Consider the following 25,784-nt stretch of genomic DNA (forward strand, 5'->3'; position numbering starts at 1 on the left):
CGACATCCATCAATTGATGTTAACACAATGGTGCAAAAAATGTCAGCTTTGGTTGCTTTATGCAACGTCGTCACATTGTATTCACAATGAAAACGACGGGTGAGAACAATCAGTGATAAAAGATAGCAAGAATGGTCAAAATAAAACGTTCAAAATCTGAGAAAATACCAAAGGAAAAATAAGGAGGGTGATGTGGATAAGCCTAGACAGAATACACACTTGTAACTGAGGGCTTCGCTTATCATCATGTGCTTCGATACAATAGTGAAGAGTGCTTTAGAAAAAAAGATTGAAGGTCATCTTCAGTTAAATTAAAATGGAATAGGAAAGGCGGGAAAGAAATGAAATGTTGCATTGTAAAGGCCGGAATAGATTTGAAAATTTATTAAACAAGTAAATCTATTAAACGATTAGGAGGATTTGAAATGTCTATTCCGGGAAAAACCTATCCGCGGACTGGTGATACTCAGACCATTTATCTGAATGCTGTTATTACTAATCCCAACATTAAGATTGGTGATTATACCATCTATAATGATTTTATAAATAATCCCATTGATTTTGAAAAAAATAATGTGTTATATCATTACCCGATCAATCAGGACCAATTGATTATTGGTAAATTCTGTTCTATTGCCTGCGGTGCAAAGTTTGTTTTTACCAGTGCCAATCATACCTTGAAATCGCTGTCGACTTATCCATTTCCTTTGTTCTGGGAAGAATATGGCCTTGAACAGAAAGCGGTTACCCAAGCCTGGGATAAAAAAGGTGATATTGTGATTGGAAATGATGTCTGGATTGGCTATGAAGCCGTTATAATGTCGGGAGTCCATATTGGTGATGGCGCAATCATTGGAACCAGAGCCGTTGTCACAAAAGATGTGGAGCCCTATACAATCGTTGGTGGAGTACCCGCAAAGCTAATTAAAAAACGATTCGACGATGAAACAATTAAAAGACTGCAGTCGCTTTGCTGGTGGGACTGGAATAAGCAACAACTGCGTGAAAAATTAAATGATATTATGTGCGGGAAGATCGATCAATTATAAAGTGGTACAGAAAAAACTGAATGTCAACATGGTATTTCATATAGAAAAAATTAGTAATTTGAAGGAGGTTTCATGATGAAAAATGTAATAAAAGAATTGCCCTCAGAACAGCGTGAAAAGCTACTCAACCTTTTGAGTCTCCGTTTTGAGAAAAATATGAACCGTCATCCAGGTCTAACTTGGGCTGAGATTCAGGAAAAACTGGAAGTTAAACCAGAAAAGCTTTGGTCACTCAATGAAATGGAAGAAACCGGCGGTGAACCGGATGTAGTCGGCTATGATCAGGATGCGAAGGAATACATTTTTTATGATTGCTCTGAAGAAAGTCCAAAAGGCCGTAGAAATGTTTGTTACGACCGTGAAGGATTGGATTCACGGAAAGAACATAAGCCGGAAAATAGCGCCATTGATATGGCAACCGCCATGGACATTGAGCTATTAACTGAAGAACAATACCGGGAATTACAGAAACTGGGGAGTTTTGATACGAAAACGTCAAGCTGGCTAAAAACACCGGTTGAGATCAGAAAACATGGTGGTGCGCTTTTTGGCGATCGTCGTTATGATCACGTTTTTGTCTATCACAACAGCGCACCTTCTTATTATGGGGTAAGAGGCTTTCGTGGGATGCTAAGAGTCTGACTTTGAACAGATGGTTTCCGAAGAAACGGATTTATGGGCATGAGCATCACAAAAACATTTGTCGAAGCAGTTTATATAGTGCAAAAAAATCGACATATATTCTTATAATGAAAATATTTAATGGTGATTAAATAATAACAACTTATTGCTTCTTTCAAAAACCCTAGAAACAAGCGTCCTTGCGGGATCAAATAAATCCCTTAAAAAATTCTTTTGTAAAAAATATTTCAAAAGTGGTTCCAAAAGCCTTCGAAAGGTGTATAATACATTTGAGCATAAAATAAGCGGAGGTGTATTGATGAATATGTTACAGTTGGAACGGATGAAAAATGACAACGGTTTTATTGCCGCCCTGGATCAAAGCGGAGGCAGCACACCAAAAGCGCTGGCAATTTATGGCATTCCCAAAGAAGCTTATGCGGATGAAGCACAGATGTTTCAAATGGTCCATGAAATGCGATCACGAATAATGAAAAGTTCTGCCTTTACCAAAGAGCGAATTCTGGCAGCGATCCTGTTTGAAAAAACAATGGATTTAAAAGTGGATGACAAGTATAGTGCCGATTATCTTTGGGATGTTAAAGGAATCGTACCGATATTAAAAGTGGATAAAGGTCTACTGGATTTGGAAAATGGCGTTCAGTTAATGAAGCCGATTACTGATCTTGAAGCCCTGCTGGCCCGGGCCAAAGAACGGCATATCTTTGGAACCAAAATGCGGTCCGTTATCAAAGAAGCCAATCCAACCGGCATTAAAGCCATTGTTGATCAACAATTTGAAGTCGGGCGAGCCATCGTGGCGGCCGGTTTTATTCCAATTCTGGAGCCGGAAGTGGATATTCATACTCCCAACAAGGCAGAAGCGGAAGCGATTCTCAAGCAGGAAATTCTTGAACATCTGAAAGCGCTGGATCCAAGTTGTCAGATCATGTTTAAGCTGACCATTCCCGACGTTGATAATTTTTATCAGGAGGTAATTGCCCATCCGAATGTCGTTAGAACGGTTGCCTTATCCGGCGGGTATTCCCGGGAAGAGTCCAACATCAAACTGACTAAAAATCCGAAACTGATTGCCAGTTTCTCAAGAGCTCTGACCGAAGGTCTCAATGTTGGTCAGAGTGATGCAGAATTTGACAAGGTATTAGATGAATCGATCCAATCGATTTATGAAGCTTCGATTAAATAGATGACGGGATTCTGAATTATCAGTGATAAGAGAGCGTAGTGTAACACGCTCTTTTTTTGATCGATTTAAAAAGCAAAAAGGACGTTTTGTTTGTCAGCTCAGAAACAACATGTTACAATAAATAAACAATCGGTAGTCGTTGTTTATGTGTAAAAGCCAAACAGCGAAGATGTGACAAAAAAACAAAACTGGAGGCTGAAGATGAATGATCTGTTGCTATTATGTGGCGCTATGCTTATCGTCGTGTATTTGATCATATTATCGAGGACAATAAAAAATATTGAGCCATCAATTAGACTGTCAAATGCCTTTGTGGCAGTGGCCTGTTTATTGATCTGTTTTTCACATTCGGGTTATATAAATTTTATCATGCTGCCGTGGGAAATCATTAGTATCAGGACCGTTTTTTTTAATTTTGGACTGGTTGCTTTCCTGGTCGGACTGTTTATCATGTTTGTCGAACTGCTTAAAGATCCATTGTTTAAGTATTCACCATATGTTGTTATCGTTGGCCTAAGTTTATTGACGATGTATGCCAAAATTGCCATACCATTCGGCTGATAGCCATTGGCATTTAGTTTGCTTCAAATGATTTCATGTTTACAAGGCAATGTTTTATAGAAAATTGTGCGATGAATAATGAGAGGTGTTCGTGATGGAAGAAAACCTGATTGCCCCCTGCGGTATGAATTGCAGCTTATGTGTCGCCTATCAAATGAAAAAGTATGATTTAAAAAAACAGGGTTTTAATCGGAAATACTGCCCCGGCTGTATTCCAAGGGGTGAAAACTGCACCCATATGGGTGACAGCTGTGAGCTTTTAAAAAATGGGCAGGTTCGTTTTTGTTATGAATGTCGTGATTTCCCCTGTAAGCGCCTAAAGGGCCTTGATAAGCGTTATCGGACCAAATATCATATGAGTATGATTGAAAACCTGAAGGCGCTGCAGAAAAATGGAATGGCGGCGTTTCTAAAAAGCGAAACAAAGCGGTGGGCATGTCCTAAATGTGGGGAACCAATTTGCTGTCATAATGGGCTCTGTCTGCAGTGTGATCTTGAGACTTTGCGAAAAAATAAACGCTACCGCTGGAATGAGGAGGAAAGATAATTGAAAACAACTCTACGCAAATGGAAAATGACAGATGCGGAGCCACTTTCAGAGATGCTAAACAACCCGAAAATTCTGGCGAATCTACGGGACGGCTTACCCTATCCCTATACCATTGACGATGCAAAAGGATATATAAAGGCCATGCTGGATGCCGATCAGGATCAAATCTTTGCTTATGCCGTTACCGATGGCAATCGGATCATAGGCAGCATTGGGGTGTTTCGCAAAGAAAACATCCATTTTCGAACTGCCGAGCTGGGTTATTATATTGCCGAGTCCGACTGGGGTCAGGGACATGGAACCCGGGCGGTTAAACAGATCTGTGAACTGATTTTTGAAACAACCGATATCATCCGGATTTTTGCGGAACCGTTTGTTAGAAATCTGGGATCATGCCGCATTCTTGAAAAAGCTGGCTTTCAGGTGGAGGGAATCCTCAGAAAGAATGCTGTCAAAAATGGTCAGATAGAGGATATGAAACTCTATGCCTTAATTCGGGAATAACAACAAAACAATGCTAAGAAATGAATGCGTCAGCAAGGCCATTGATTTTATTATTGATAACCTCAATGAAGAAATCACCATCGCTGATGTGGCGGATTATTGTCATCTGTCCAAGTATTATTTATGCCGGATTTTCAAAGCCGAAACTGGTGAAGGGGTCTATGCCTTTATCAAGCGTTTAAAAATGGAACAAAGCGCTATTGAAATGAAGCTCGGCAAAGATAAATCAATTACCACTATCGGAAGCAGTTATGGCTACAGTTCGTCAAACTACAGCTCCGCATTTAAAAAGCACCATCATCGTTCCCCGGCAGAATTTCGCAAAACCGTGAATACCAGCAATGCCCCTCACCCCTATCGTCCCGATCAGCTGGCACGATTTCAGGCCTTTGAAGGGTATGATCAGAAGATTGAGATCCGGCAACTAGCCGAATTCCGGGTGCTTTATGAGCGGTATCTGGGAAATTACCTTGATCTGGGCGCCCAGTGGAAAGTTTTTACGGCCAAACATCATGAAGAGATTCATGCCGATACCCTCCTCATTGAACGCTACTATGATGATCCGGCCATTACCCGGGTCGGCCAATGTTTATACGATTTGTGTATGACTATCGATGCCAACGGTGAGTGTTCCAACAGCACGATGATCGGCGCTGGAAAATTTGCGGTTTACCGCTTTGATGGGCTGATCAAGGATATCTATGAAACCCTTCAGGGCATTTATAATATCTGGCTGCCAGACAGCGGTTATGAAATGGATGAACGCTATGGTCTTAATATTTATCGTCAAATTGACCGAGCGCACAGCCAGGTGATCATGGATTTATGCATTCCCGTTAAATAGCGCAAGAATTCAGAAGTAAGAAGACAGACGTTCTTTTATAATGATAAGTGTCAAGAGACAGGGGTCGATTTGAAAGAGGTTTGTTTTTTTTATTGGAAAATAAACAAATAACGGCCTGCTTCAAAAAGCCAAACGGATGATAAAACAAAAACGGAGGATGTTAAAATGTTTGATATCAGAAAAATTCAGGAACAGGTTATTTTTCAGGCGGTCAAAGATCAAAGCAACGAGGCGGTTGCTAAAGCAATCGTAGTTGGTTCGGATGAATCGGAGAATAACCCGAGCTGGGTTAAAGCGACAATGAAACGGCTGGAAAAGCAGTTTGATCGCGACACGGTTGTGCAGATTCGCAGAAATTGCCAGTGTGGTTACGGCATGGATGAGCGCTTGGCGCTGCTCAACGAACTGCTCGCCGAATCAGCGAGTCTGGAAGAATTCGGTAGTCAGGCCAAAGCCAATGCGGCGGGGCTTTATAGTGATAATGGGGAGCTCTATCTCCAGTTTCTATTTTGCCCCTGCCCGATGTTGGAAGGGGTTGACCGGCTGGAGACGGATACCTGGTGTCAATGCACCACCGGTTACAGCCAGGTTCTTTTTGAAAAAGCATTCCAGTGTCAGGTCGAGGTGGAGCTTCTGAAAAGCATCAAAATGGGTGATAACAACTGTCTGATGAAAATTATTCCCGAAAAAGATATCTGGAAGTAAAGATATTGTCAGGAGAAATTCTAAAGAGCATAACCAAAGTTTAGGCCTAAGCCGATGTTGCAGATAAAAATGCTGCATCGGCGTTTGTCTTTTTGGGGTAGTGGACGTAAAAGGAAACAAGCTTAATGTGATTGAGAAAAGGCATCAACACGATTATAGGTATTATTAAAGATAAACAAAGCGTGGGCATCAACATCATAACTGATCATGCCAAGGTTATCCAGCGTGCCAATGAATTGATCACTTTCAAAGCGCTGTCCATGAGTGAAGACAAGTAGCCCCGAGACATCTTCGTACGTATAAACAACCTTCACCCATTTCCCGAGGGTGCGGTTTTCAATAATAACCTGATGATCTGCTGTAAACTCATAGGTTTCATAGTAGCCGTTATCGCCCAACAATTCCCATTTGCCGACGAGCTGATCCGGGTCGTCAGTAAGCACTGGTGGTTTATTTTCGGCAGCCGGTTTGACAGAACAGCCACATAAAACAGCAAATAGAAACAGTAGTAATCCGGTAATCCAAACGTTTCTTGTCATCTTTATCCCCTTAGCACAATAAAATTTGAAATGACTAAAGTATAAAGGTTTGAGAACCCGGATTCAAGTTATTTATAAAACACCATGGGTTATATTTTGAGTTGTTTTAAAACGGTGTTAGTTTTTGGCAATTTTTTCATATCGAAAGACTGAGGTAGTCTTTTATTTCTGCAATAGTTCTTTTCATCGAGTCAAACCTCTGATAAAATACCAGTAAATAACGGAAGTTTTCTGAAATAGCATTACAAAAAAAACTCAGAAATAAAAAGTTAAAATCAGAAGAATATTCGTATATGAGGGCAGTGTTATTGACAGCGTAAAAATCTAGCGATTTATAAATTAAAGGAGTAACAGAAGTAAATGAAAAGAAAAATTAAATTGGTTTGTTTGGTTATAAGTGTGTTGATCACACTGACAGCCTGCTCAACCGGGGAAAAAACAGCGCTCGATCCTAAAAATCCGGTTTCGATTACCCTGTGGCATTATTATGTGGGAGATAATAAGATTGCCCTGGAAAAAGCGGTGGATGCGTTTAACACCAGTGTGGGTTCCGAAAAAGGGGTGGTGGTTAATGCGGTGGCCAAAGGCAGTGTGATGGAACTCGAAAAAGCAGTTACTGATGCCGCCAATGGCGTGATCAATGCCGAAGCCATGCCGGATTTGTTCTCCTGTTATCCTGATAAGGCGTTAGAAATAGACGCGTTGGGAAAATTGTGTGATTTAAACGATTACTTTTCTGAAGCCGAAAAGGGGCTGTATGTGGAAGAATTTTTAAACAGTGGCCAATTTGATGGCGAGCGGCTGCTGATTCTGCCGATTGTCAAAAGTACCGAACTGCTCTATGTTAATGCAACTGCCTGGAATGAATTTGCCGCAGAAAGTGGTCTGGACGCCAGTAAGCTTGGCACCTGGGAAGGGGTTTATGCAGCGGCTCAGAGCTATTATAAGTGGACAGATGCTCAGACCCCCGAAACAGTCGGAGATGGCAAAAGCTTGATGGGCGTTGATTCGGTGGCAAATTATATCATCATCGGCAACAAGCAATTGGGGGTTGAAGTCATCGATGGCAAAAATCAGCAGGTCGTGTTAAACCGGGAAGTGATGAAAAAGATCTTTGATACCTATTACGGCGGTATGAGCCTGGGTTACTTCAACGCGGTCGGCAAATTCCGGTCAGATGATATTAAAGCCGGGGATCTGGTAGCCTACGTTGGTTCATCATCGGGTGCTGCCTATTTCCCAACCTGGATCGAAAAAGACAATACACAGCAACCCATCGATTTTCTGGCGCTGTCCTACCCAGTCTTTACCGGTGGTAGCCCCGACGCAATCCAGCAGGGGGCAGGGATGAGTGTGACCAACTCGACCCCAGCTAAGCAGGAAGGGGCGGCCGTTTTTCTAAAATGGTTTACTGCAGAAGCGCAGAATATTGATTTTGCCATGACTACCGGGTACCTGCCAGTGCAAGCTGGCGCTTACGAGAATGAAGCCTTTAAAACATCGCTGGAGACTTTAAGTGCTGGAACAGCGGCTGATCAAAATATTGCAAAAGTCTATGAGATCGCTCTGGATCAGATCATGGCACGGGAAACCTATGCGTCACTTCCTTTTAAAGGCAGTTATGAGGTGCGAACGACGCTGGAAAAATCATTGACGGCAATGGGTGAAGCTGGCCGTCAAAATGCTGTGGTATTAAAGGAACAGGGCATGTCAGAAGCGGAAATACTGGCAGCGCTGGATCTTAATGCCCGGTTTGAAGAGTGGTTGACCGTTATTCGCAGCCAGCTTGATGAGTCCGGAATAGCCTATGTTGAAAAATAATCAAGCTTAATAAAACAGTTGATAAGGAAACGTACATGAAAAAGACCTGGACCCTTCGAAGACAGTTAAATATATTATTAGCGCTGATTGTCACCTTTCAAAGCCTGGCCTTACTATCGGCGCTGTGGGTATCTCAGGTTTTTTTCATTCTGGATGCTGAAGCGGTACGATTGCTGAATAATACCACCGAAACCCGGAAGAAAACATTTGATGCATCGGTGGGTCAGACGATTGCCAATGTCACCGGCGAGACCGAACAACTCAATGCCGCCTTAATTTTGTTAGCTCAGCAGCAGGGCAGTACTCCTGCTGATTTGTATCTCAATGATTTGGCATATAATGAAACGGCTTTGCTGGCAAGTCAGTCACTGGTAACAATCCTGAAAGAAAACCAGGTGACCGGGGCCTTCTTTGTTTTGAATGGTTCAAATTCGAATAAAGACGATTCAGCGGCGCATTCGGCGGTATATATTCGCAACAGCACTCCGGATAATGGTGCGACGTCTAACTATTTACTGGAAATTGGCCCAATTGCGGTATCCAAACAATACACCATGGCTACCAGCATCCGCTGGAATCTGGATCTGCGTCGGGAAAATTCAGCCGGAGTCTTCGATTTTTATGAGAAACCAATCTGGGCCAGCAGTCAGTTTAAAAATGCTGAAATGGAGCGGTATGGTTATTGGGCGCCGCCCCGGGATCTGCTAAAAGACAATCAGCAGGTTGTTACCTATACCTTGCCACTTCTGGATGAAGATGGGAATGGTTATGGAGTGATGGGAATCGAAATTGATATGCCTTATTTTAGCCAGCATTATCTGCCGGATTCCGACCTCCTTTATCACAACAGTTTTTATGTGATCACCCAAATGATCGATCAGACCCTGAATCTGGACTGGTTTATTCCCAGTGGGGTTTTGGCAGAAACCTATTTAAAAAGTGGCGAGCAATTGAAGCTTACAAAAGGACAGGATAAGGGGATTTTTGAAACCCGGCTGGGGGCACTGGGGACAATGGTTGCTTCCGTTCAGAAACTGAAAGTATATAGTGATAATTCTCCTTTTGCCGATCAGAACTGGACCCTGGCCTGTCTGGTGCCGAAAGATGTTTTGCGGGAAAATTCGGTATCCGTGCGGGAGAAGCTGATTTACAGCATTTTGCTGACCACCGTCCTGGCTTTTGGGGCCGTTTTTGTACTGGTTTACTTTTTTACCCGGAAGATCTCGCGGTTGTCAAAATACGTCCGGGAACTGTCGCCCTACGATGAGATTTATTTCAAACCCACGGGAATGCGGGAGGTTGATGACCTGACGACAGCCGTGCAATTGTTAAACCAGCGCTTGATGAATGTCTCTAAAACCACCTCTAAAATACTGGAATTGAGTTTGTTGCCGATTGGCGGTTACGAAGTGCTGGAAAACAACCAGGTGATCCTCACCGATTTTGTCTATTGGCTGCTCCATCTGGATCCCGGTAGTGTGGTATCTCAGGATGACTGGTCCCGCTACTATCAGCAGGTGACCAAAAAACCGGTGGCAGGGCAGGAAAATATCTATGAGTATTACGATGCCTATACCGAAAAACAGATGTGGCTGCGGATTCTCGAAGCTAAGTCGCCCAATGGGCTGGTCGGGGTGATCCAGGATGTCACCGACGACATTGAAGAAAAACGACGGTTAACCAATGAGCTGGATTATGATGCATTGACAGGGTTATTTAGCAACACCGCCTTGAAACGGGAAGCGACGAGGAGAATAGCAGAAAAACCCAATGAAATTGGGGCGATGATTTTTATTGATCTGGACAATCTCAAATATATTAACGACACCTTTGGCCATGATGTAGGGGATCGTCTGATTATCCGGGCCAGTGAAATTTTCCGCTATTTTGAACAGTATGACGGCATTATTTCCCGGATTTCCGGTGATGAGTTTGCCATTTACCTCCATGATTGCGGCAATCAGGACGAGCTCCGTCAGATAATTCAAAACCTTTATCCTTACGGGAAGTCTTTTTTATTGAACACACCGGATGGTAATGAGAATCAGATTCGTTTTTCGGCGGGGGTGGCCTGGTATCCACAGGATGCCAGCAACGTTCTGGATTTACTGAAACGGTCGGATTTTGCCATGTATGAGGCCAAACACAAGGAAAAAGGTCGTTTGTTTGAATTCAATCGGGAGTATTATCAGCAGATGTCCTACCTGCTGGAAAACCGCGAGGCCATCAATCGCTTGCTTGATGAGCGGCGGATACGCTTTGCCTTTCAGCCCATCGTCGATTTAAAAAGTGGCGAAATTATGGGTTATGAGGCATTGATGCGGCCGCTGCTTGACAATTTCAAAAATCCCAGGGAGATTCTGGCCGTAGCGGCGGCTCAGTCAAAACTGGCACAACTGGAACGAATGATCATATTGATGGCGTTTCAGACCCTTGACGAGCATACCGAAGAACTTGAAGAACGCAAAATATTTATCAACAGCATTCCCAGCCAGCGTTTGAATGATGAAGATCACCTGTTTGTTGAAACGCAATATCGTCAACATTTCAAACAGGTTGTCATCGAGATTACCGAGGAAGATAGCCGCAACATCGAGCTCTTATCTGAAAAAATACACTATATCAAAAACAATGGGATGGCGATTGCTCTGGATGATTTTGGTAGCGGTTATTCCAATGAGATCCGGATTTTATCGCTGTTGCCGGATATTATAAAGATTGATATGGAGATGATTCAGGGGATTAACAACAATGCGGACAAACAGAATTTGGTTGCTAATCTGGTCAATTTTTGTCATAACAAGGGCGTCAAGGTGGTGGCCGAAGGTATTGAAGCCTCAAATGATCTGGCCACGGTTATTGCGATGGGCATTGATTATGCTCAGGGGTTTTATCTGGGTCGGCCGACGTTTGAGTTTGCGATAATCGATCCGGAATTGCAAAATGAAATTCAGGCATTACAAAAGAAAGTCACCCAAAGTTTATTGGAAGAATGAAACAATGATTAAAAAATGAAAGGGGCAAAAAAATGAAAACCGCTGTTATTTATTATTCACTGGAAGGGAATATGGATTTTATCGCTCAGCAAATTGGAAAAAATGCGGAGGTTGATCTTCATCGACTGAAACCCCAGAAAGAGTATCCCACCGGGAAGATCAGCAAGTATGTGGTTGGGGGGAAAGGCGCCAAATTTGGGGAGTGTCCGGAACTTATCAATCCGGCCATCGATCTGTCAAAGTATGAGACGGTCATTATTGGCACGCCGATTTGGGCCGATACCCTGGCACCGCCACTGAATACTTTTTTCAGAGATTATGATATCACGGGAAAGAAGATTGTTCTGATCGCCACCCATCGTGGCGGTGGTGCAGACAAGTGTTTTGAGAAAATGAAGACCCATCTCGCCGGCAATCAAATTCTTGGCAATTTTGATTTTTTAGAACCCAAACAGCAGCAGGACAAAAATATTAATGAAAAATTAGCACAAATCAGCAAACTGATTGGCGCATAAAATAAAACTGCCTGACCCGACGTTTTGCGGATCAGGCAGTTTTATTCATTCAAAAGAATTTACAGCAATCAGGCCTCTCTGATTTTACGAAGCAGTGGTGTTTTAGTCACGGCCAGCCATAATCCGCCGGAAAGCAAGCCCAGAATAATGTTGAGCCCGCCGATAACGGGAATCAAATGATCCATGTTAAAGGAAATGATAATCATCCCCAAGCTGCCCATGATGGTGGCAAAAGAACCCATCAGTGAAGAGGCTGAACCGGCATCCTCAGGCTGTTGATCCAGCATCAGGTAGGCACTGGGGGGACGGGAGCAACTACCGGCCAATGTAGCGGGAAATAAAGCCAGGGCAAAGATAAAGGGGTTGCTCTGACCGAACAGAATAATCGCCAGACCGCTTAAGATGGTAATGCCAAAACAGAGATTAATGATCGAAAAGCGCTTGAAATGGTTGGATAGTTTGATATAAATCAAGGGTCCCAACAGCATCGCCAGGGCGTTAAAGGCAAAAAAGTAACTGTAAACCTGGCTGCTGGTTCCAAAATCATTTTGATAAATATAAGAAGATGATGAAATAAAGGCCAATCCGGAGATGCTGGAAAGGGAAAAAATAATCAGCAGGGAAGTAAAACCCGGGTTTTTAAGAACGACCCCCAGTCGCCCCAAAGTATGGAGAATATTTCCGGATCCCCGATGTGCGATTGATTCCTGAAAAATGATGGAACCCAAGAGGATAATGAGTCCCAGTAGAGCCTGGATGATAAAGACCCCCCGCCAGGAGGTGAAGGTCAGTAACAGAGCCCCGATAACTGGGGCAACAGCCGGGACAATAATGACCATCGATTGAACCAAGGCCAGAGTTTTCTCTCGCTGTCGTTCATGGTAGACATCTTTGACAATGGCAGTGGCCACAGCACTGGCAGAACCGCCGCCGATGGCCTGCAAAACCCGGAAAAAAATCAGCTGATAAATGCTGCCGGAAACAGCACAGAGTAGGCTGGCAATGGCATAGCCAGTGATTCCGACCAGTAGAATCGGGCGGCGGCCATATTTATCACTGAGCGGCCCCCAAACCAGAATACCGGCGCTAAAAAAGATAAAGAACAGAATCAGGGTCAGATTTGTCAGATATTCGGGAACATTGAAATAGGCAGTCATGGTCGGTAGCGCTGGCAGATATAGATCGGTAGATAGCGGGGCAAAAGCGCTTAGAAAAACCAGGAAGATCAATAAACCCCGATCACCCAGGTATTTTTGCCGGGAAACTATTTCTTTAGCGGCATTTTTTGGATTATTCATTTGCTTCTCACATTCATTTATATTTAGATATTAACTCTATTTAATATTATAATGGATAAATCAAATATTGCAAGGGAGGTAAGGGGATTAATTTATTAGATAAATGCCATGACGGCATTTCGGTGTGTTTTAAAAATACTTGACAACAGATAGTAATTGCTTTACGATACTAATATCGACTATCGGTCGGCAAATGGGAGGTTCAATGAAAACAGTAAAAGAAGGCGAGGTTCGTAAGCGGGAAATCCTGATGGTGGCCAGGGATCTTTTTGTCACCAAGGGCTATGAAAAGACCTCAGTGAATGATATTTTAAAAATTGTGGATATTGCCAAAGGCACCTTTTATTATTATTTTGCTTCCAAGGAAGCGGTGCTGGCGGCTATCATTCTGGATATTGTCGATGAAGGTGCCAAGCGGGCAGAACGAATGTTAAACGATCAATCGGTGCCGCTGATCAAGCGGATTATGATGGCGATTATGGCCCAATCTCCGGAGTTTGAAGGATCAGAGGAGATCAGAGACGAAATGCACAAGGTGGAGAATGCCAAGCTGGAACAGCTATACACTAAAGCTATGCTTAAGCGGATGACACCATTGTTGGAAGTAGCAGTAGCAGAAGGAATCGCCACGGATCTTTTTCACTTGGATTATCCCCGCGAAGCGATTGAGTCGATTTTGCTATTGGGCCATATGTTGTTTGACTGTAATATTATGGACTGGGAAATGGCAGACTATCCGAAAAAGATCCAGGGATTTCTAGCCAATATGGAGAGAATGCTGGGAACCAGAGCAGGGGAACTGGAGGACTTTTTACAAATGTTTGCCTAATTAAAACCGGGCGACATTTGTAAATTTTTTTACCCATATATCGACCGATGGTCGATATATGGGGTTAGCAGTAATAATCGAATAAAGAAAATAGGAGGAACCGCAATGAAACAACAAAAGACAATTAAAGAAACAACAAGGCATAAACCCGCAATGAGAAAATTTATGATCCTGGTGGCCGGATCATTCATCTCCAGCATCGGCAGTGGCTTGACTGATTTTGGTCTGGCAATCTATATTTTAAAACTAACCGGATCAGTGGGGGCAACCGGTATTATTGCCAGTTGCGCCTTTTTACCAGCGATCCTGCTTGCCCCAGCGGGTGGGGTATTGGCGGATCGTTATGATCGGCGGTTGATGATGATTTTGGGTGAGTTACTATCTGGATTGGCGCTACTGATTTGCCTGGCAGCGGTGATAAGTCCTCAGCCCTCTCTGATGGTAATCTGTATTGGCGTGGGGATCAGCTCAATTTTCTCAGCTCTGACTGAACCGGCTTTTAAGGCCACGATTACCGATCTCTTGCCGGAAGAAGACTTTGTCCGGGCTGGTGGTATGGTGCAGCTGGCTGGCAGTGCCAAGTTGTTGATTTCTCCAGTCCTTGCCGGTTTATTGCTGCAAGTGACAACGGTAAGCACCCTGATCATACTCGATATGGTGACTTTTTTCACGACGGTTCTGATTATCGCATTGGTCAGAAAAGGGTTGGTCAGCAAAAAAAGCGCAGTGACCGGTTCGGGGTTTTTTAGTGAAATGAGCGCTGGTATCATTGCTGTTCGTAGAAAAAAGGGAAACGTCACGATGATTATCGTCATAACAATTGCCACCTTCTGTCTGGGATTTGTGCAGATGCTTAGCAAGCCACTGATTCTGGCCATTGCTGGTGAACGGGAGCTGGGAATTCTGAGCACTGTCATTGCCATGGGAATGATGGTTGGAAGCATTGGCATCAGCATGATCAAGCAACCAAAATCTTATCTGCGGATGCTGTCAATCGGATTGTTTGGATGTGGTGTTTTCTTTGCTCTGATCGGGATCAGCGAAAATCTGATGTTGATCGCTGGGTTTGGATTTATGATGTTTGTCTTTATGCCAGCCATCCAGATTGGCGCGGAGGTGCTGATTCGCACCAACCTGGACAATTCAGTTCAGGGACGAGCCTTTGGTCTGATTGGTCTGATTACTCAGATGGGTTATATTCTCTCATTTTTGGCGGTGGGAATTTTAGCCGATGGGATCTTTGAACCATTTATGCAGGGAAATACCGAGCTGGCCATCAGCATTGGCCAGGTTATCGGTTATGGGGTAGGCAGAGGGAATGCCCTGCTAATCATCATCACCGGAATCGGCTTGGCTGTCGCCGGGCTGGTGGTGGCCCGGTTAAAAAGTATCAGAACCCTGGAAGCGACGGCTGTAGCAGATGAACGGATGATGGAATCTTGGTAACAAGGATTGTAAGATGATGTTAAAAAAACAACATCACTGAAGTAGAGTCTAAATAATAAATCTATTCGGCCTTTTAATGTGCTGCTGCATTAAAATGTCGTCATTGAGGGTGGGAACGTAAACTCAAGTAAAATAATCACGGTTCGGGGAAAACTTTGGGAGAGATTTTGGATTCGTTAAGGTGTTAATCGCCTTTGTAGTTTGGACGAAGGATAATGAGAATCCAGTGGTCATGAAGAAACCATCTATCCAGCAGACTTTTTTTAAAAGACGTAGAAATGACAAGCTTTATGCATTTTGTTTTCGTGATTTCTGCGCCCTTATTTAGTAATTGAAAAAGAAAAATAGTTTTAAGTTTATAAATAATAAAAAATGGACTATTATATTATCTTGAGTTGAGTAATAGTAATTTAATTCCTTATTCACGTTTCAATAATATATATTTATTTTATAATTGTGCGTCTTAAACACGATGATTTTAGTACTATTGGGTTTTATAAATTTTAAGTTAAAAAGTAATATTTTCGTAAATTTACGATATTATGTTATATGCTGTTATGGATATAGATCAAATACTTTTAAAAAATCAATTTACATACTAGAATGCTCTATCTAAGTGCAAAATAATATTTGGATGATTCAAAAAATGCCTTTAAATCGGGAAAAATAATATTGTTATTATTTTTTGCATGGAAATTAATTTTGCGGTCTGTTGTGAAATGATCTGATGAAGATAAACAAACATAGCAAGTATTTGTAAAAATAGATGAAAAATATAGTATTGTAGTATTGAATTGTGTATGTTGATAAAATAATTGCCATGATATAGGTTGATAAATTGGCATAATTATTGCTTAGTAAATTATGCATAAGCGAAAAATATAATATCTTTTATATTGTATTTTAATCACTAATTTAGAAAGTGAGAGAGGTTATGTGATGGAAGTAAATATGCAATTAGTGAATTTTGAAGAGTTTTCATTTACTGGAACTCATGTTTTTGGCGAGCTATATGGTGTTTCATATGAAAATCTAGACAGCATTGATCAACTTGAAGAGATTTTGACTCGGGGAATTGAAGAGTCAAAAGCAAAATGTTTAGGAATAATGACAAAAAAATTTAAACCTAACGGTGTTACTTTGTTGGCATTGCTCAGTGAATCACATGTATCAGTACACACTTACCCGGAGCACAATGCACTTTTTATTGATGCTTTTACATGTGGCACACTATGTGACCCTAGAGTAATTATCAATACGTTTATTCAGAAGTTACATCCAGAAAAAAATGTTATTTCAGAAACACAACGAGGTTTACAAAATCATGATATAGGTTTACCAAACATATTGCCAAATAGTATTTATGATTAATAAAATTATCTGTATGTATTGAACTGGAATCGAGAGGAGTACTTATGAAGGTACTTGATATAAATCTAAATCTCCTTGAACAAGGGATACGAAAAAATCTTTTAGATGATGTATTGTTTTTTAAGAAAGAACATATATTAAGTGAAGAATTAAAAGATCGTATTCCTACGACAAATGAAATATTTATAGGGAAAGACATTTGGGAAATGTGTATCACAGCAATTTTAGAAGGTGAAAATATTCTATTGATTGGTCAAAAAGCTTCTGGTAAAAATGTTCTGGCTGATAATATTTGTCAATTATTTGGAAGACCTCAATGGAATACTTCTTTTCATGTAAACACAGACAGCGCTAGTTTAATTGGCGCGGATACCTTTATTGAAAATGAGGTAAAGTTGCGAAGAGGTTCCGTTTATGAATGTGGAACTAATGGAGGGTTTGGAATTTTTGATGAGATTAATATGGCTAAAAATGATGCTATGGTTGTTCTACATTCAGCATTAGACTATCGAAAAGTAATTGATGTTCCTGGATATGACAAAATACATCTTCATAGGGCAACACGTTTTATAGGAACTATGAATTATGACTATGCCGGAACGAAAGACTTAAATGAGGCTTTAGTATCACGATTTATGACTATCCAGATTCCGCAAATTCGAAAAGAAACGCTGCAAAAAATTCTCAATATGAATTTTCCGGATGCGAACACTGATTTATTAACACAGTTTGTTGGTGTATTTATGGATTTGCAAGAAAAAGCAATTAATTCTGAAATATCAACAAAATCTGTTGATTTAAGAGGAATAATTGCATGCCTAAAGACGATTAGGCGTGGACTTAAACCCTTAAATGCAATTAATATGGGAATAGTTGGAAAAACTTTTGATCAGTACGAAAAAGAAATTGTAATGGATGTAGTTCGGACACGAATACCTGTTACATGGGACTCAAGTGATATATTCCCAAAAATTTGAATTGTGAAAAGATAATAAGTGAAAATTGGTGAGTACAAAGAAAGAAGGTCGATTATGGTTTATGAAATACCATTACGTTTTGATAAAAATACTGTTTTTAAGCGAATGCATATTTCGAAAGATTCTAATCACTATGACGAGTTTGAAAGGGTGTATGAGCAGCTAGAACAAGAAATACCGAGTTATTCAATCGCTAAAGGGTCTTTTGTTCTAAAAAAAGCAACTAATAGAGGTCGTATTCATAAAGGGTTGAGTGAAGTCAGCCATCTCGTTTATGTTGTGATTACTCTGGGCGCTGAAATTAGTTGTTTTAGTACAAGTTATTTTGAGCAAAAGAATTTTTTGAAAGGGATGATGATTGATCAAATAGCGGATCAACTTTTATTCAATGCTTCAGATGACTTTTATCATATTATTCGCGAAGAAATATACATTAAAAGGAAATTCTCTTTAACTGAACGGTATTGTCCGGATGATTATGTTATTCCAATACAGAATCAGGCAACCATTCTTAAAGTGATTACTGATAACGAGTTAAATATAGGGATTGGGTTAACCGAAGGTTATGTATACAAACCACTAAAAACGATGGGGTATGTTTACGGAGCAGATAAAAATATTGCTATTGCAGAGAAAGACCACGATTGTGAGTTTTGTAGTAATTTCAAATGTGAGTTTAGAAAGATTATTCTAACATCAAAAGTATGAAAGAGGCAAAGAAATGAAATCTATATCCTTTGTAAAAGAGAATTGCATTGACGAATATCGAACCATTTTAACACCTGAAAGGGTTAAAGATTATCTAAAAGAAGGTTTTACTGTATATGCTGAAAAAGGTATAGGTCAAGGAATCGGACTTGAAGATAAGGCGTATAAGGCAGCAGGTGCAAAAATGGTCAATCATGAACAATCGTGGACAATTTCCGATTTTGTTGTAAAATATAAGGCGCCAGAAAAAGAAGATTATAAATATTTTCGACCAGAATTGCATTTTGCTTCTTTTCTGCACGCCGAAGGTGATTATGCTTTGTCAATGGCACTTGTGAACAGTGGGATGACGGCATATGCATATGAATTTGTAACAACTCCAGATCATATGAGTCCTATTTCAATAGCTCCAGCAGAAGTTGCTGGCAAACTTGCAGTTTTTTTTGGCGCTTATTATTTATTAGCACATAAAGGGGGATGTGGCAAACTTCTAGCAAATATTCCTGGTGCTAGTCAATGTAAAATTGTGATTATTGGATATGGCGACGCTGGCAATGTTGCAGTTCGTACTGCAAGTTCACTAGGTGCAAAAGTCGTTGTTTTTGGACGTAACATGATTAAACTACGTAAGTTTCAGGCTACTGTGTCACCAGAAGTCGAATGTTACGTAAACACATCAGAAAAATTAGCTAAAGAAATTAAGGATGCAGATTTGGTAATTGGCGCAATTCTTATTTCAACATTCGATACGGAACCTATTATAACAGAAAAAATGGTAAAATCAATGAAAAAGGGATCCGTTATCATAGATGTAACCGCAGGTTATGGTTCGGGCTACATTCAAACATTCGATCAGAATACGAGTCTCGAAGAACCTGTTTTTGAAAAATTTGGTGTTCTTCATTGCAAAATAGATAATATTTGCGCTGCGTCCGCAATAACCTCAAGTGAATCAACTGAAAAGTTGGTTATGCCAATTCTAATTGAACATGCAAAAAAGTTATATGGGGTTATCGAAAACAAAAGTATGCTAGAAACCGGATTAATTTGTAGAAATGGAAAATTTGAGCATCCTGAATTAATCAGACATATGGCGATGTATGAAAGAAAGAGTAGGTGGACACCATGTCGAATAGAACAAGAGAATTAATATATGTTATATGTTTAACTGGATTTATCACCATAACATTTGCTTTTGGACGTTATATTTTTTCGATGATTACTCCGGATATCGTCAGTAGCTTAAACATTGACTATGAATTTATTGGGTTAATAAATGCCTGCCACCAAGGTGCTTACCTTCTATTTTCTTTACTTGGTGGTATTTTGTGTGGTTATTTAAGTATTAGATTCTTGATATCTTCGTCAGTAATTTTATGTGGGCTCAGTGTTTTTGTGCTAGCATTCGTTAATAATCCATGGCTCTTGCTAGTTATTGTAACCCTTCAGGGTATATTTGCGGCAACATCATGGATACCGATGGTAGAGTTTGTGGCTAAGAACATCCAAGAAGATAATCGTGGAAAAAGTCTTGGCATCATTTCAAGTGGGACATCTTTTGGACTAATTCTAAATGGTTTCTTGATTCCTTATATACTGACTAATGATACCTGGCAAACCGTTTGGTTTGTATTTGGAATTATCAGTCTGATTCTCGGGGCGATTGGTGTTTATTGGATCTACAAATTAAAGAGCACACCCGATTTACAGATAGAAAAAGCCAATCAAAAAAATGAATATAAAACGGCAAAATTGGTGTTAAGGAATGATAAGTCGGGGAATTATCTCAAACACTATGTTTTATTAGTTGGATTATTGATCCTATCTGGGCTCTATTTGATTCCATTCCAAAGTTACATCGTACCTTTAATGCAAGAAGACTTGGGCTTAAATGAACAAATATCAGGAATTGCATGGAGTATTTTTGGCTTTATTGGTATTTTTAGTGGTTTTGTTGCAGGGGTTTTAGCCGACAAATACACAGCCAAACGGGCAATGATTATCTCATACAGTATTTCGATTCTATCAATTGCGACCGTAGTGTTTGTCCATAATGCAGCAGCGGCGCTATTTGCTTGTGCTATTTTTGGATTAACTTACAATGGCATCTTTGGATTACACCCAACATATGTAACTAGAGTCTTACCACCAGAAAAAACTGCAAAATTATTTGGGCTGCTAAACTTGTCATTAGGAGTAGGTTCGATGATAGGTAATTATGCTGGCGGGTACATAAAAAAAATGACTGGAAGTTTTTCATTAGCCTATCAATTAATGCTTGTGATGTCTATACTAACTGTTTTGATTTGTATATTAATAAAATCTGATCAGAACAAAGAGGAGGTGGTTTTATATGGAAAGAATCGTATTGAATCCAGTCAAGATATCATATAATATAGACAAAATGGAAGTTTTTAAAGGATTTAAAACTGATTCAAAAACTTTTGATTTAATTGTTGAAATAATTGAGAATACTGGAGAAATAATAAGACCGCGGGCTATTTTAAAATGGTGTAACGTTGAAAAAGTGGAACAAGGATGCATTACATTGATGGGGCAAGCTTTTACAAGCAAATTACTATTTGATAAATTATGTCATTTGGAAAAAGTGTTTTTAAGCATTGTTACAGCAGGGGATGAACTAGATGTTTTAATAGGAAAATATCCAGCATCAATTGTTGATATTATAAAATATGCAATTTTAATTGAAACACGAAATGAAATTAAAAAGTACATTTCTGATAACTTTGGTTACAATGATATCGCTGAATTATGTCCAGGTTCCCTTCCGGACTGGCCGGTTGAAAACAATTATTTTCTATTTGAAATGATAAATAATGCATGTGAAATCGGTGTTATATTAAAAAACGACTATTTCATGAAACCATTAAATACCGTCTCAAGCATTCTTTATAATGGAGACAAAGACTATGTTAACTGTAGTCTTTGTAAAAAAAAATGTATTAAAAGAAGATGTAAATTTAACAAAAACGAGTATAAAAGAATTTTTGACTGAGAAAGTATGAGGAAATAGAATGAAAAAAGTAATAGGTTATAAAGATCGAAGTGAATTTTATCAATTTGAATTGGTCGATACAGTAGATGTCCCATTTATAAAATCCATGATTAATGAAAATACTAATAAAATTATGGAGATTCCGTGTGGTACAGGGCGAATTGCATTTGAAATAGCTAATGCGAATCATTTAGTAACGGCTGCTGATATCGAACCGGAGATGGTAGAGCAATTTACAGAGCGACTAAAGAATCATCGAAAAAAGGATTATATTACTGCGATAGTTGCAGATATGTGCTTTTTTGATTTTGAGGATAAATTTGATTTGATTGTTGTTCCCAGAGAGGCTTTTCAGTTAATAACTGGCTATGAAAATGCTATAAAAGCATTGAAAAACATGCACAAGCACTTGAATTATGGTGGAAAAATCATCATTGACTTATTTCCCTTTGGTGCGAAAATTAAACCATTAACAGATATAGCATTACGCCCAGATTATTATGATTATGAAATTCCGGATGGAAAATTTGTCGTGGATTGGTCAAAAGAAATAGAACCTTGGATCGTCTTAACAAGACTTCATGGACAGTTACATCGAAGCGATTGTATTACTGAAGTAACGTATCGTTTTCAAAAAAATGATCAACGAAATAATACAATATTTGATGATCAGATAATGACAATTGAATTACAAAACTATACCACTGAATCCTTTGAAAAAATCTGTGATCAAGCAGACGTTATTGTAAATAAGCTGTATGGAAATTATGAAAGAAAAGCTTATGAGCCAGGAGATCCAAGGATGTTATATGTTTTGACTTGATATTTTTAATTTTAAGAATGGAATTTTGGTATTTTATTAAAAGGCTTTTGAGGCTACTCATATTCCATTTGCAAGGAGGGACGAGTCATAGCTAAATATTGCAGGGAAACCGAAGATTTTGAATTTGACAATCGCGTTAATAATTTGATGTGGACCATCTGTGGCAATTATGAGGACGAAATGCCCGAAAATGAAAAGGCAAATCGCTCAAAATTTAATGCGCTATATTTTGGAATCATCTCAGGTGCCCGTCGAAAGTATGTGGACTGGCATCTAATCAACCAATACATTGAGTGGCGGAGTTGTTCAGGGTTTTCCAGAGAAAAGCTGCAGGCAATTCTTTTGCCAGCAATTGATGCAATGGCGATTAATTTGTTAACAGTGGAGAGACCAGGAATTCCCGATATACAAAAAAAAGCCTGTTTAGAGATTATTGATAAACTAAAGTCACCGGTTTCTGATTGTTTAACCGATGAAATCGAGTTTTCAATGTTTTCAGTTCTTGCGGGCATCAGTGTAAGCGTAAGACCGATCATGCGTGAATTAGCATTGGAACTAATCAGTATAGCCAAAACAAACGAACTTCAAAATTTAATCGAAGAAATAGATGAAGTATATATCAGATTTTTTAGGATAAATGACCATGTTCAATTTGATATGCAAAGTATTTTAGAGAGTCATCCCCGACCGTTGGTTAAAACAAAAAATTTATCTGAAAGTGTTTTAAATTCAGAGTTGTTAAATAAAGAATCCAGTAAAGTAGCAGAACTTGAAAAGACAATGAGCGGAGAACGACAGACAGAATACAGAAGCGAGGATAATGAATTTGTTGAGGCTCTGAATCGTCAAGCTGAATTGAATTGTGGGGAATCCTATCTTAAAGGAGTGCTTGTCAGAAGAATCGAAAGTCGATTATGTAAAGGGCCTCATCGAGATTGCCAGCTTCATTTCACAGAGGGGTTAATACGTAGTAAAAATAATAACCAAATGCAGTTAAAACGGGCCCAAAAATGTTTGGAACAGAACCGGTCTGCTTATGAAAAGAAACAACAGATTTATGAAGCAACAATAAATCGATTAAAAAAAACATTGATACAAACGTTAAGAGCAGAACAATCAATATACCCTATTTCCAGTGATTCAGGGAGAATTAATGCCCAAAAGCTGTGGCGGTTGGGCCGTGTTCCGGCAACAAGACTATTTAAAAAAATGGAAAGCAATGATAATGGGAAGTATGTTGTTGATTTGATGATTGATAGTAGTCATTCTCAGTTTTTCAAACAAGCAACAGTAGCAATCCAGGCGTATATTATTGTACGGGCAATTGTTGGCGCTGGAATTCCTTGTCGCGTTAATGGATTTTACAGTTTTTTTGATTATACGATCCTTAAACGGTACCGCGATTATGATGATGATTTAAAACAGACTGAAAATATTTTCGAATATAGCTGTGAGGGATGCAATCGAGATGGTCTTGCGATAAAGAGTGTTTGTAATACTCTTTATACACGGGCTGAGGAGAATAAGATTTTAATTGTCTTAAGTGATGGAAAACCAAATGACATTCATTTGCCAACCAGGAATAGTGGTAAAGAATTTCGCGGTGCAATTTCCTATTCTGGAGGGATTGGTATCGATGATACAGCCAAAGAAGTCAGAATTGCCCGGCAAAGAGGGATAATGGTGTTGGGTATTTTTACAGGTGATGAAAAAGACCTGAAAGCCGAGAAGCTTATTTATGGCAAAGATTTTATCTTTACCAGAGAAATGAAGCATTTTGGCGATATTATTGCAGCCTATTTAAAAAGAATAATCACCAGTTGAATTTTTAGGAAGTGTTTAAAATATTGAATCGTCTCAAGTTTTGTGTATTTTCAAAAATGGAAGTAGTGCAATGAAAAGAATGAAGGGGTAAGGGATCGATTGAGAGAATGGCGCTTGCTCGGTGAGAGAGACTACGAAGTGATTGTAGAGCAGCACTGCTAAAATAAGATCTCTTGATCTTTGCCGCTTGCGACGTAATAGTATTTCCCATAAGTGGTTGCGGCTAATATGTATCATTATATATACGACCGATTCCATTGAGGATATATACGACCGATTCCATTGAGGGATTCACCCGGCAGCTCAGGAAAGTGACGAAAAGAAAAACAATATTTCAATCCGAGATGGTCTCTTTAAAATGCTGTATCTGGCCACCATGGATATCACCCAAAAGTGGACCGGTCGAAGAAAAGATTGGGGCCAGATTCACTCCCAGTTGGAAATCTTTTTTTCTGAGCGGCTGGATTAATCACCAATAATCACATCAGGGCATTTTGGAGTAAGATCCAGACTTGCTTTTTATTGACATGCAATCAATTCGGATTATAATACAGGTAAGGGGCAAGCGTCATTTTAATGCCCTTGCCCCTTAATTAAATTCTCTATTCTACATCAATTTTCGCAAATACACAAAACTTGAAACACTCCCCAAAGAGTCATTTTTAATGGCCTTGCCCCTTAATTAAATTGTCTATTCTATATCAATTTTAGCAAATACACGAAACTTGAAACGCTCCCGTTTATAACAATATTGATTTATTTTCGAAACATATCTACTGTAATATAACCTTCCGGCGGGATAATTAGATAACTATCATCAATTACACCATCTAACATATTTAAGAGCAGATGGATATCACCATGAGTTTCTCGTAGTTGTAAACCTAAACGTTCAGCAACGTTAGAACAATCATGGCGAACACGATTTTCTTCAATTCCAGTATTGACATACAATAGATAACGATAGTTTTTGTACATGGCTTTTACTACACGTAAAGCACGTTTTTCTCCGTGCTTTTCTTTTATTCGGTCATATTCATAGCCAAGGTTTTCATTACCCCATAGCCAGCCCTGCGAAATAAAATAGGAAGTGCGTCGCATTTCGTTAACTTCTGGATTATGATAGAGTAAAACTTCAATACAGTCTTCAACTTTAGGAATAACAATGGGACATTGACGTGCTTGAATACCACATAATGCTTGCCCGCAATGGCCATACAAAAGATAAATAATATCAGCGTCACGATGTGCATCAATGGCAGACTGGACTTTTTTATGAAGTGTTTCAGGTATGTTATGAAGATGATCTTCTAACCAATCAAACTCAAAATCTGCGGAGTTTTCATAATATTTCTCGATTTCTTTGCGAATTACGCTACACCCGATTACAATATTTTTCACACAATAGTACCTGCCTTCTTATTATGATAGAATTATATTAAGGAAGTATACAGGTGTCAATATGCAAAAAAATGGACATCAATCATTTATTATACCTGAAATTAACCATGGGTTTTAAGTAGCGATCCTGGCAGGAATAGACGATGCAGATATCCTAATCAAAATAAATTTTCGAAACA

General features: G+C 39.7%; 23 protein-coding genes and 1 pseudogene. 21 read left to right on the plus strand and 3 right to left on the minus strand.

Translation table 11 applies throughout. The features are described 5' to 3' along the window. Positions 1-425: 425 nt before the first annotated feature. From ACWI_RS07025 to ACWI_RS07060, 7 genes are all read left to right on the plus strand, one after another. Complete coding sequence (locus ACWI_RS07025) at positions 426-1,049, plus strand: CatB-related O-acetyltransferase (RefSeq protein ID WP_070370724.1); 624 nt, start codon at positions 426-428, stop codon at positions 1,047-1,049. Positions 1,050-1,124: 75 nt separating this feature from the next. Then, positions 1,125-1,691 carry a DUF4256 domain-containing protein gene (locus ACWI_RS07030; RefSeq protein WP_084633554.1) on the plus strand — a complete coding sequence of 189 codons (567 nt, stop codon included), beginning with the start codon at positions 1,125-1,127 and terminating at the stop codon, positions 1,689-1,691. Positions 1,692-1,989: 298 nt separating this feature from the next. Further along, positions 1,990-2,877, plus strand: a complete 888-nt coding sequence (locus ACWI_RS07035) for a fructose bisphosphate aldolase (protein ID WP_070370726.1) — start codon at positions 1,990-1,992, stop codon at positions 2,875-2,877. Between the two features lie 655 nt (positions 2,878-3,532). After that, entirely contained in the window at positions 3,533-3,985 is a 453-nt protein-coding gene (locus ACWI_RS07045; RefSeq protein ID WP_070370728.1) for a DUF3795 domain-containing protein, read from the plus strand. After that, on the plus strand, positions 3,986-4,492 hold the full coding sequence (locus ACWI_RS07050) for a GNAT family N-acetyltransferase (protein WP_070370729.1): 507 nt from the start codon (positions 3,986-3,988) through the stop codon (positions 4,490-4,492). Positions 4,493-4,502: 10 nt separating this feature from the next. Then, positions 4,503-5,336: an AraC family transcriptional regulator gene (locus ACWI_RS07055; RefSeq protein ID WP_070370730.1), complete on the plus strand. Its 834-nt coding sequence runs from the start codon at positions 4,503-4,505 to the stop codon at positions 5,334-5,336. Between the two features lie 165 nt (positions 5,337-5,501). After that, positions 5,502-6,041, plus strand: coding sequence for a DUF6144 family protein (locus ACWI_RS07060; RefSeq protein ID WP_070370731.1), 540 nt, complete (start codon positions 5,502-5,504; stop codon positions 6,039-6,041). Between the two features lie 122 nt (positions 6,042-6,163). Here the strand turns inward: ACWI_RS07060 and ACWI_RS07065 are convergent, their stop codons facing one another. Next, on the minus strand, positions 6,164-6,580 hold the full coding sequence (locus ACWI_RS07065) for a hypothetical protein (RefSeq protein ID WP_070370732.1): 417 nt from the start codon (positions 6,578-6,580) through the stop codon (positions 6,164-6,166). 360 nt (positions 6,581-6,940) lie between these two features. Between ACWI_RS07065 and ACWI_RS07070 the strand changes: the two genes are divergently transcribed. Genes ACWI_RS07070 through ACWI_RS07080 form a run of 3 tightly spaced genes read left to right on the plus strand, consistent with a single transcriptional unit; the run spans position 6,941 to position 11,912 of the window. Next, entirely contained in the window at positions 6,941-8,401 is a 1,461-nt protein-coding gene (locus ACWI_RS07070; protein WP_070370733.1) for an extracellular solute-binding protein, read from the plus strand. Between the two features lie 35 nt (positions 8,402-8,436). Further along, positions 8,437-11,397, plus strand: coding sequence for a bifunctional diguanylate cyclase/phosphodiesterase (locus ACWI_RS07075; RefSeq protein ID WP_070370734.1), 2,961 nt, complete (start codon positions 8,437-8,439; stop codon positions 11,395-11,397). A gap of 32 nt (positions 11,398-11,429) precedes the next feature. Continuing rightward, positions 11,430-11,912, plus strand: a complete 483-nt coding sequence (locus ACWI_RS07080) for a flavodoxin family protein (protein ID WP_070370735.1) — start codon at positions 11,430-11,432, stop codon at positions 11,910-11,912. A gap of 68 nt (positions 11,913-11,980) precedes the next feature. Here the strand turns inward: ACWI_RS07080 and ACWI_RS07085 are convergent, their stop codons facing one another. Continuing rightward, positions 11,981-13,210 carry a multidrug effflux MFS transporter gene (locus ACWI_RS07085; RefSeq protein WP_070370736.1) on the minus strand — a complete coding sequence of 410 codons (1,230 nt, stop codon included), beginning with the start codon at positions 13,208-13,210 and terminating at the stop codon, positions 11,981-11,983. 205 nt (positions 13,211-13,415) lie between these two features. Here ACWI_RS07085 and ACWI_RS07090 point away from each other — a divergent pair, with 205 nt between their 5' ends. The 11 genes and pseudogenes from ACWI_RS07090 to ACWI_RS19255 all read left to right on the plus strand — a co-directional run. Next, on the plus strand, positions 13,416-14,039 hold the full coding sequence (locus ACWI_RS07090; RefSeq protein ID WP_070370737.1) for a TetR/AcrR family transcriptional regulator: 624 nt from the start codon (positions 13,416-13,418) through the stop codon (positions 14,037-14,039). A gap of 105 nt (positions 14,040-14,144) precedes the next feature. Then, positions 14,145-15,485 carry an MFS transporter gene (locus ACWI_RS07095; RefSeq protein WP_084633555.1) on the plus strand — a complete coding sequence of 447 codons (1,341 nt, stop codon included), beginning with the start codon at positions 14,145-14,147 and terminating at the stop codon, positions 15,483-15,485. A 939-nt stretch (positions 15,486-16,424) separates the two neighbouring features. After that, positions 16,425-16,856 (plus strand): adenosylmethionine decarboxylase, encoded by a 432-nt coding sequence (gene speD / locus ACWI_RS07100; RefSeq protein ID WP_084633556.1) that lies wholly within the window; start codon positions 16,425-16,427, stop codon positions 16,854-16,856. A gap of 44 nt (positions 16,857-16,900) precedes the next feature. Then, the gene (locus tag ACWI_RS07105) at positions 16,901-17,833 is read left to right on the plus strand and encodes an AAA family ATPase (RefSeq protein ID WP_070370738.1); all 933 of its coding nucleotides are present in this window, start codon (positions 16,901-16,903) and stop codon (positions 17,831-17,833) included. 54 nt (positions 17,834-17,887) lie between these two features. After that, entirely contained in the window at positions 17,888-18,541 is a 654-nt protein-coding gene (locus ACWI_RS07110; protein ID WP_070370739.1) for a 5-methyltetrahydrofolate--homocysteine methyltransferase, read from the plus strand. A 13-nt stretch (positions 18,542-18,554) separates the two neighbouring features. Beyond that, a complete protein-coding gene (locus tag ACWI_RS07115; protein WP_026395126.1) occupies positions 18,555-19,691 on the plus strand; it encodes an NAD(P)-dependent oxidoreductase in 1,137 nt (378 codons plus the stop codon). Then, a complete protein-coding gene (locus tag ACWI_RS07120) occupies positions 19,667-20,935 on the plus strand; it encodes an MFS transporter (RefSeq protein WP_070370740.1) in 1,269 nt (422 codons plus the stop codon). The genes ACWI_RS07115 and ACWI_RS07120 overlap by 25 nt, the downstream gene beginning before the upstream one ends. Next, positions 20,895-21,557, plus strand: a complete 663-nt coding sequence (locus ACWI_RS07125; protein ID WP_070370741.1) for a hypothetical protein — start codon at positions 20,895-20,897, stop codon at positions 21,555-21,557. The genes ACWI_RS07120 and ACWI_RS07125 overlap by 41 nt, the downstream gene beginning before the upstream one ends. A gap of 19 nt (positions 21,558-21,576) precedes the next feature. After that, positions 21,577-22,380, plus strand: a complete 804-nt coding sequence (locus ACWI_RS07130; RefSeq protein WP_070370742.1) for a class I SAM-dependent methyltransferase — start codon at positions 21,577-21,579, stop codon at positions 22,378-22,380. 180 nt (positions 22,381-22,560) lie between these two features. Beyond that, complete coding sequence (locus tag ACWI_RS07135; RefSeq protein ID WP_070370743.1) at positions 22,561-24,204, plus strand: vWA domain-containing protein; 1,644 nt, start codon at positions 22,561-22,563, stop codon at positions 24,202-24,204. A 260-nt stretch (positions 24,205-24,464) separates the two neighbouring features. Further along, positions 24,465-24,673 (plus strand): annotated as a pseudogene (locus ACWI_RS19255) (IS256 family transposase); the annotation flags it as partial. 287 nt (positions 24,674-24,960) lie between these two features. Here the strand turns inward: ACWI_RS19255 and ACWI_RS07140 are convergent. Next, a complete protein-coding gene (locus ACWI_RS07140; protein WP_070370744.1) occupies positions 24,961-25,605 on the minus strand; it encodes a DUF1638 domain-containing protein in 645 nt (214 codons plus the stop codon). Positions 25,606-25,784 lie beyond the last annotated feature (179 nt).

It is taken from the genome of Acetobacterium wieringae, assembly GCF_001766835.1.
Classification (GTDB): Bacteria; Bacillota; Clostridia; order Eubacteriales; family Eubacteriaceae; genus Acetobacterium; species Acetobacterium wieringae.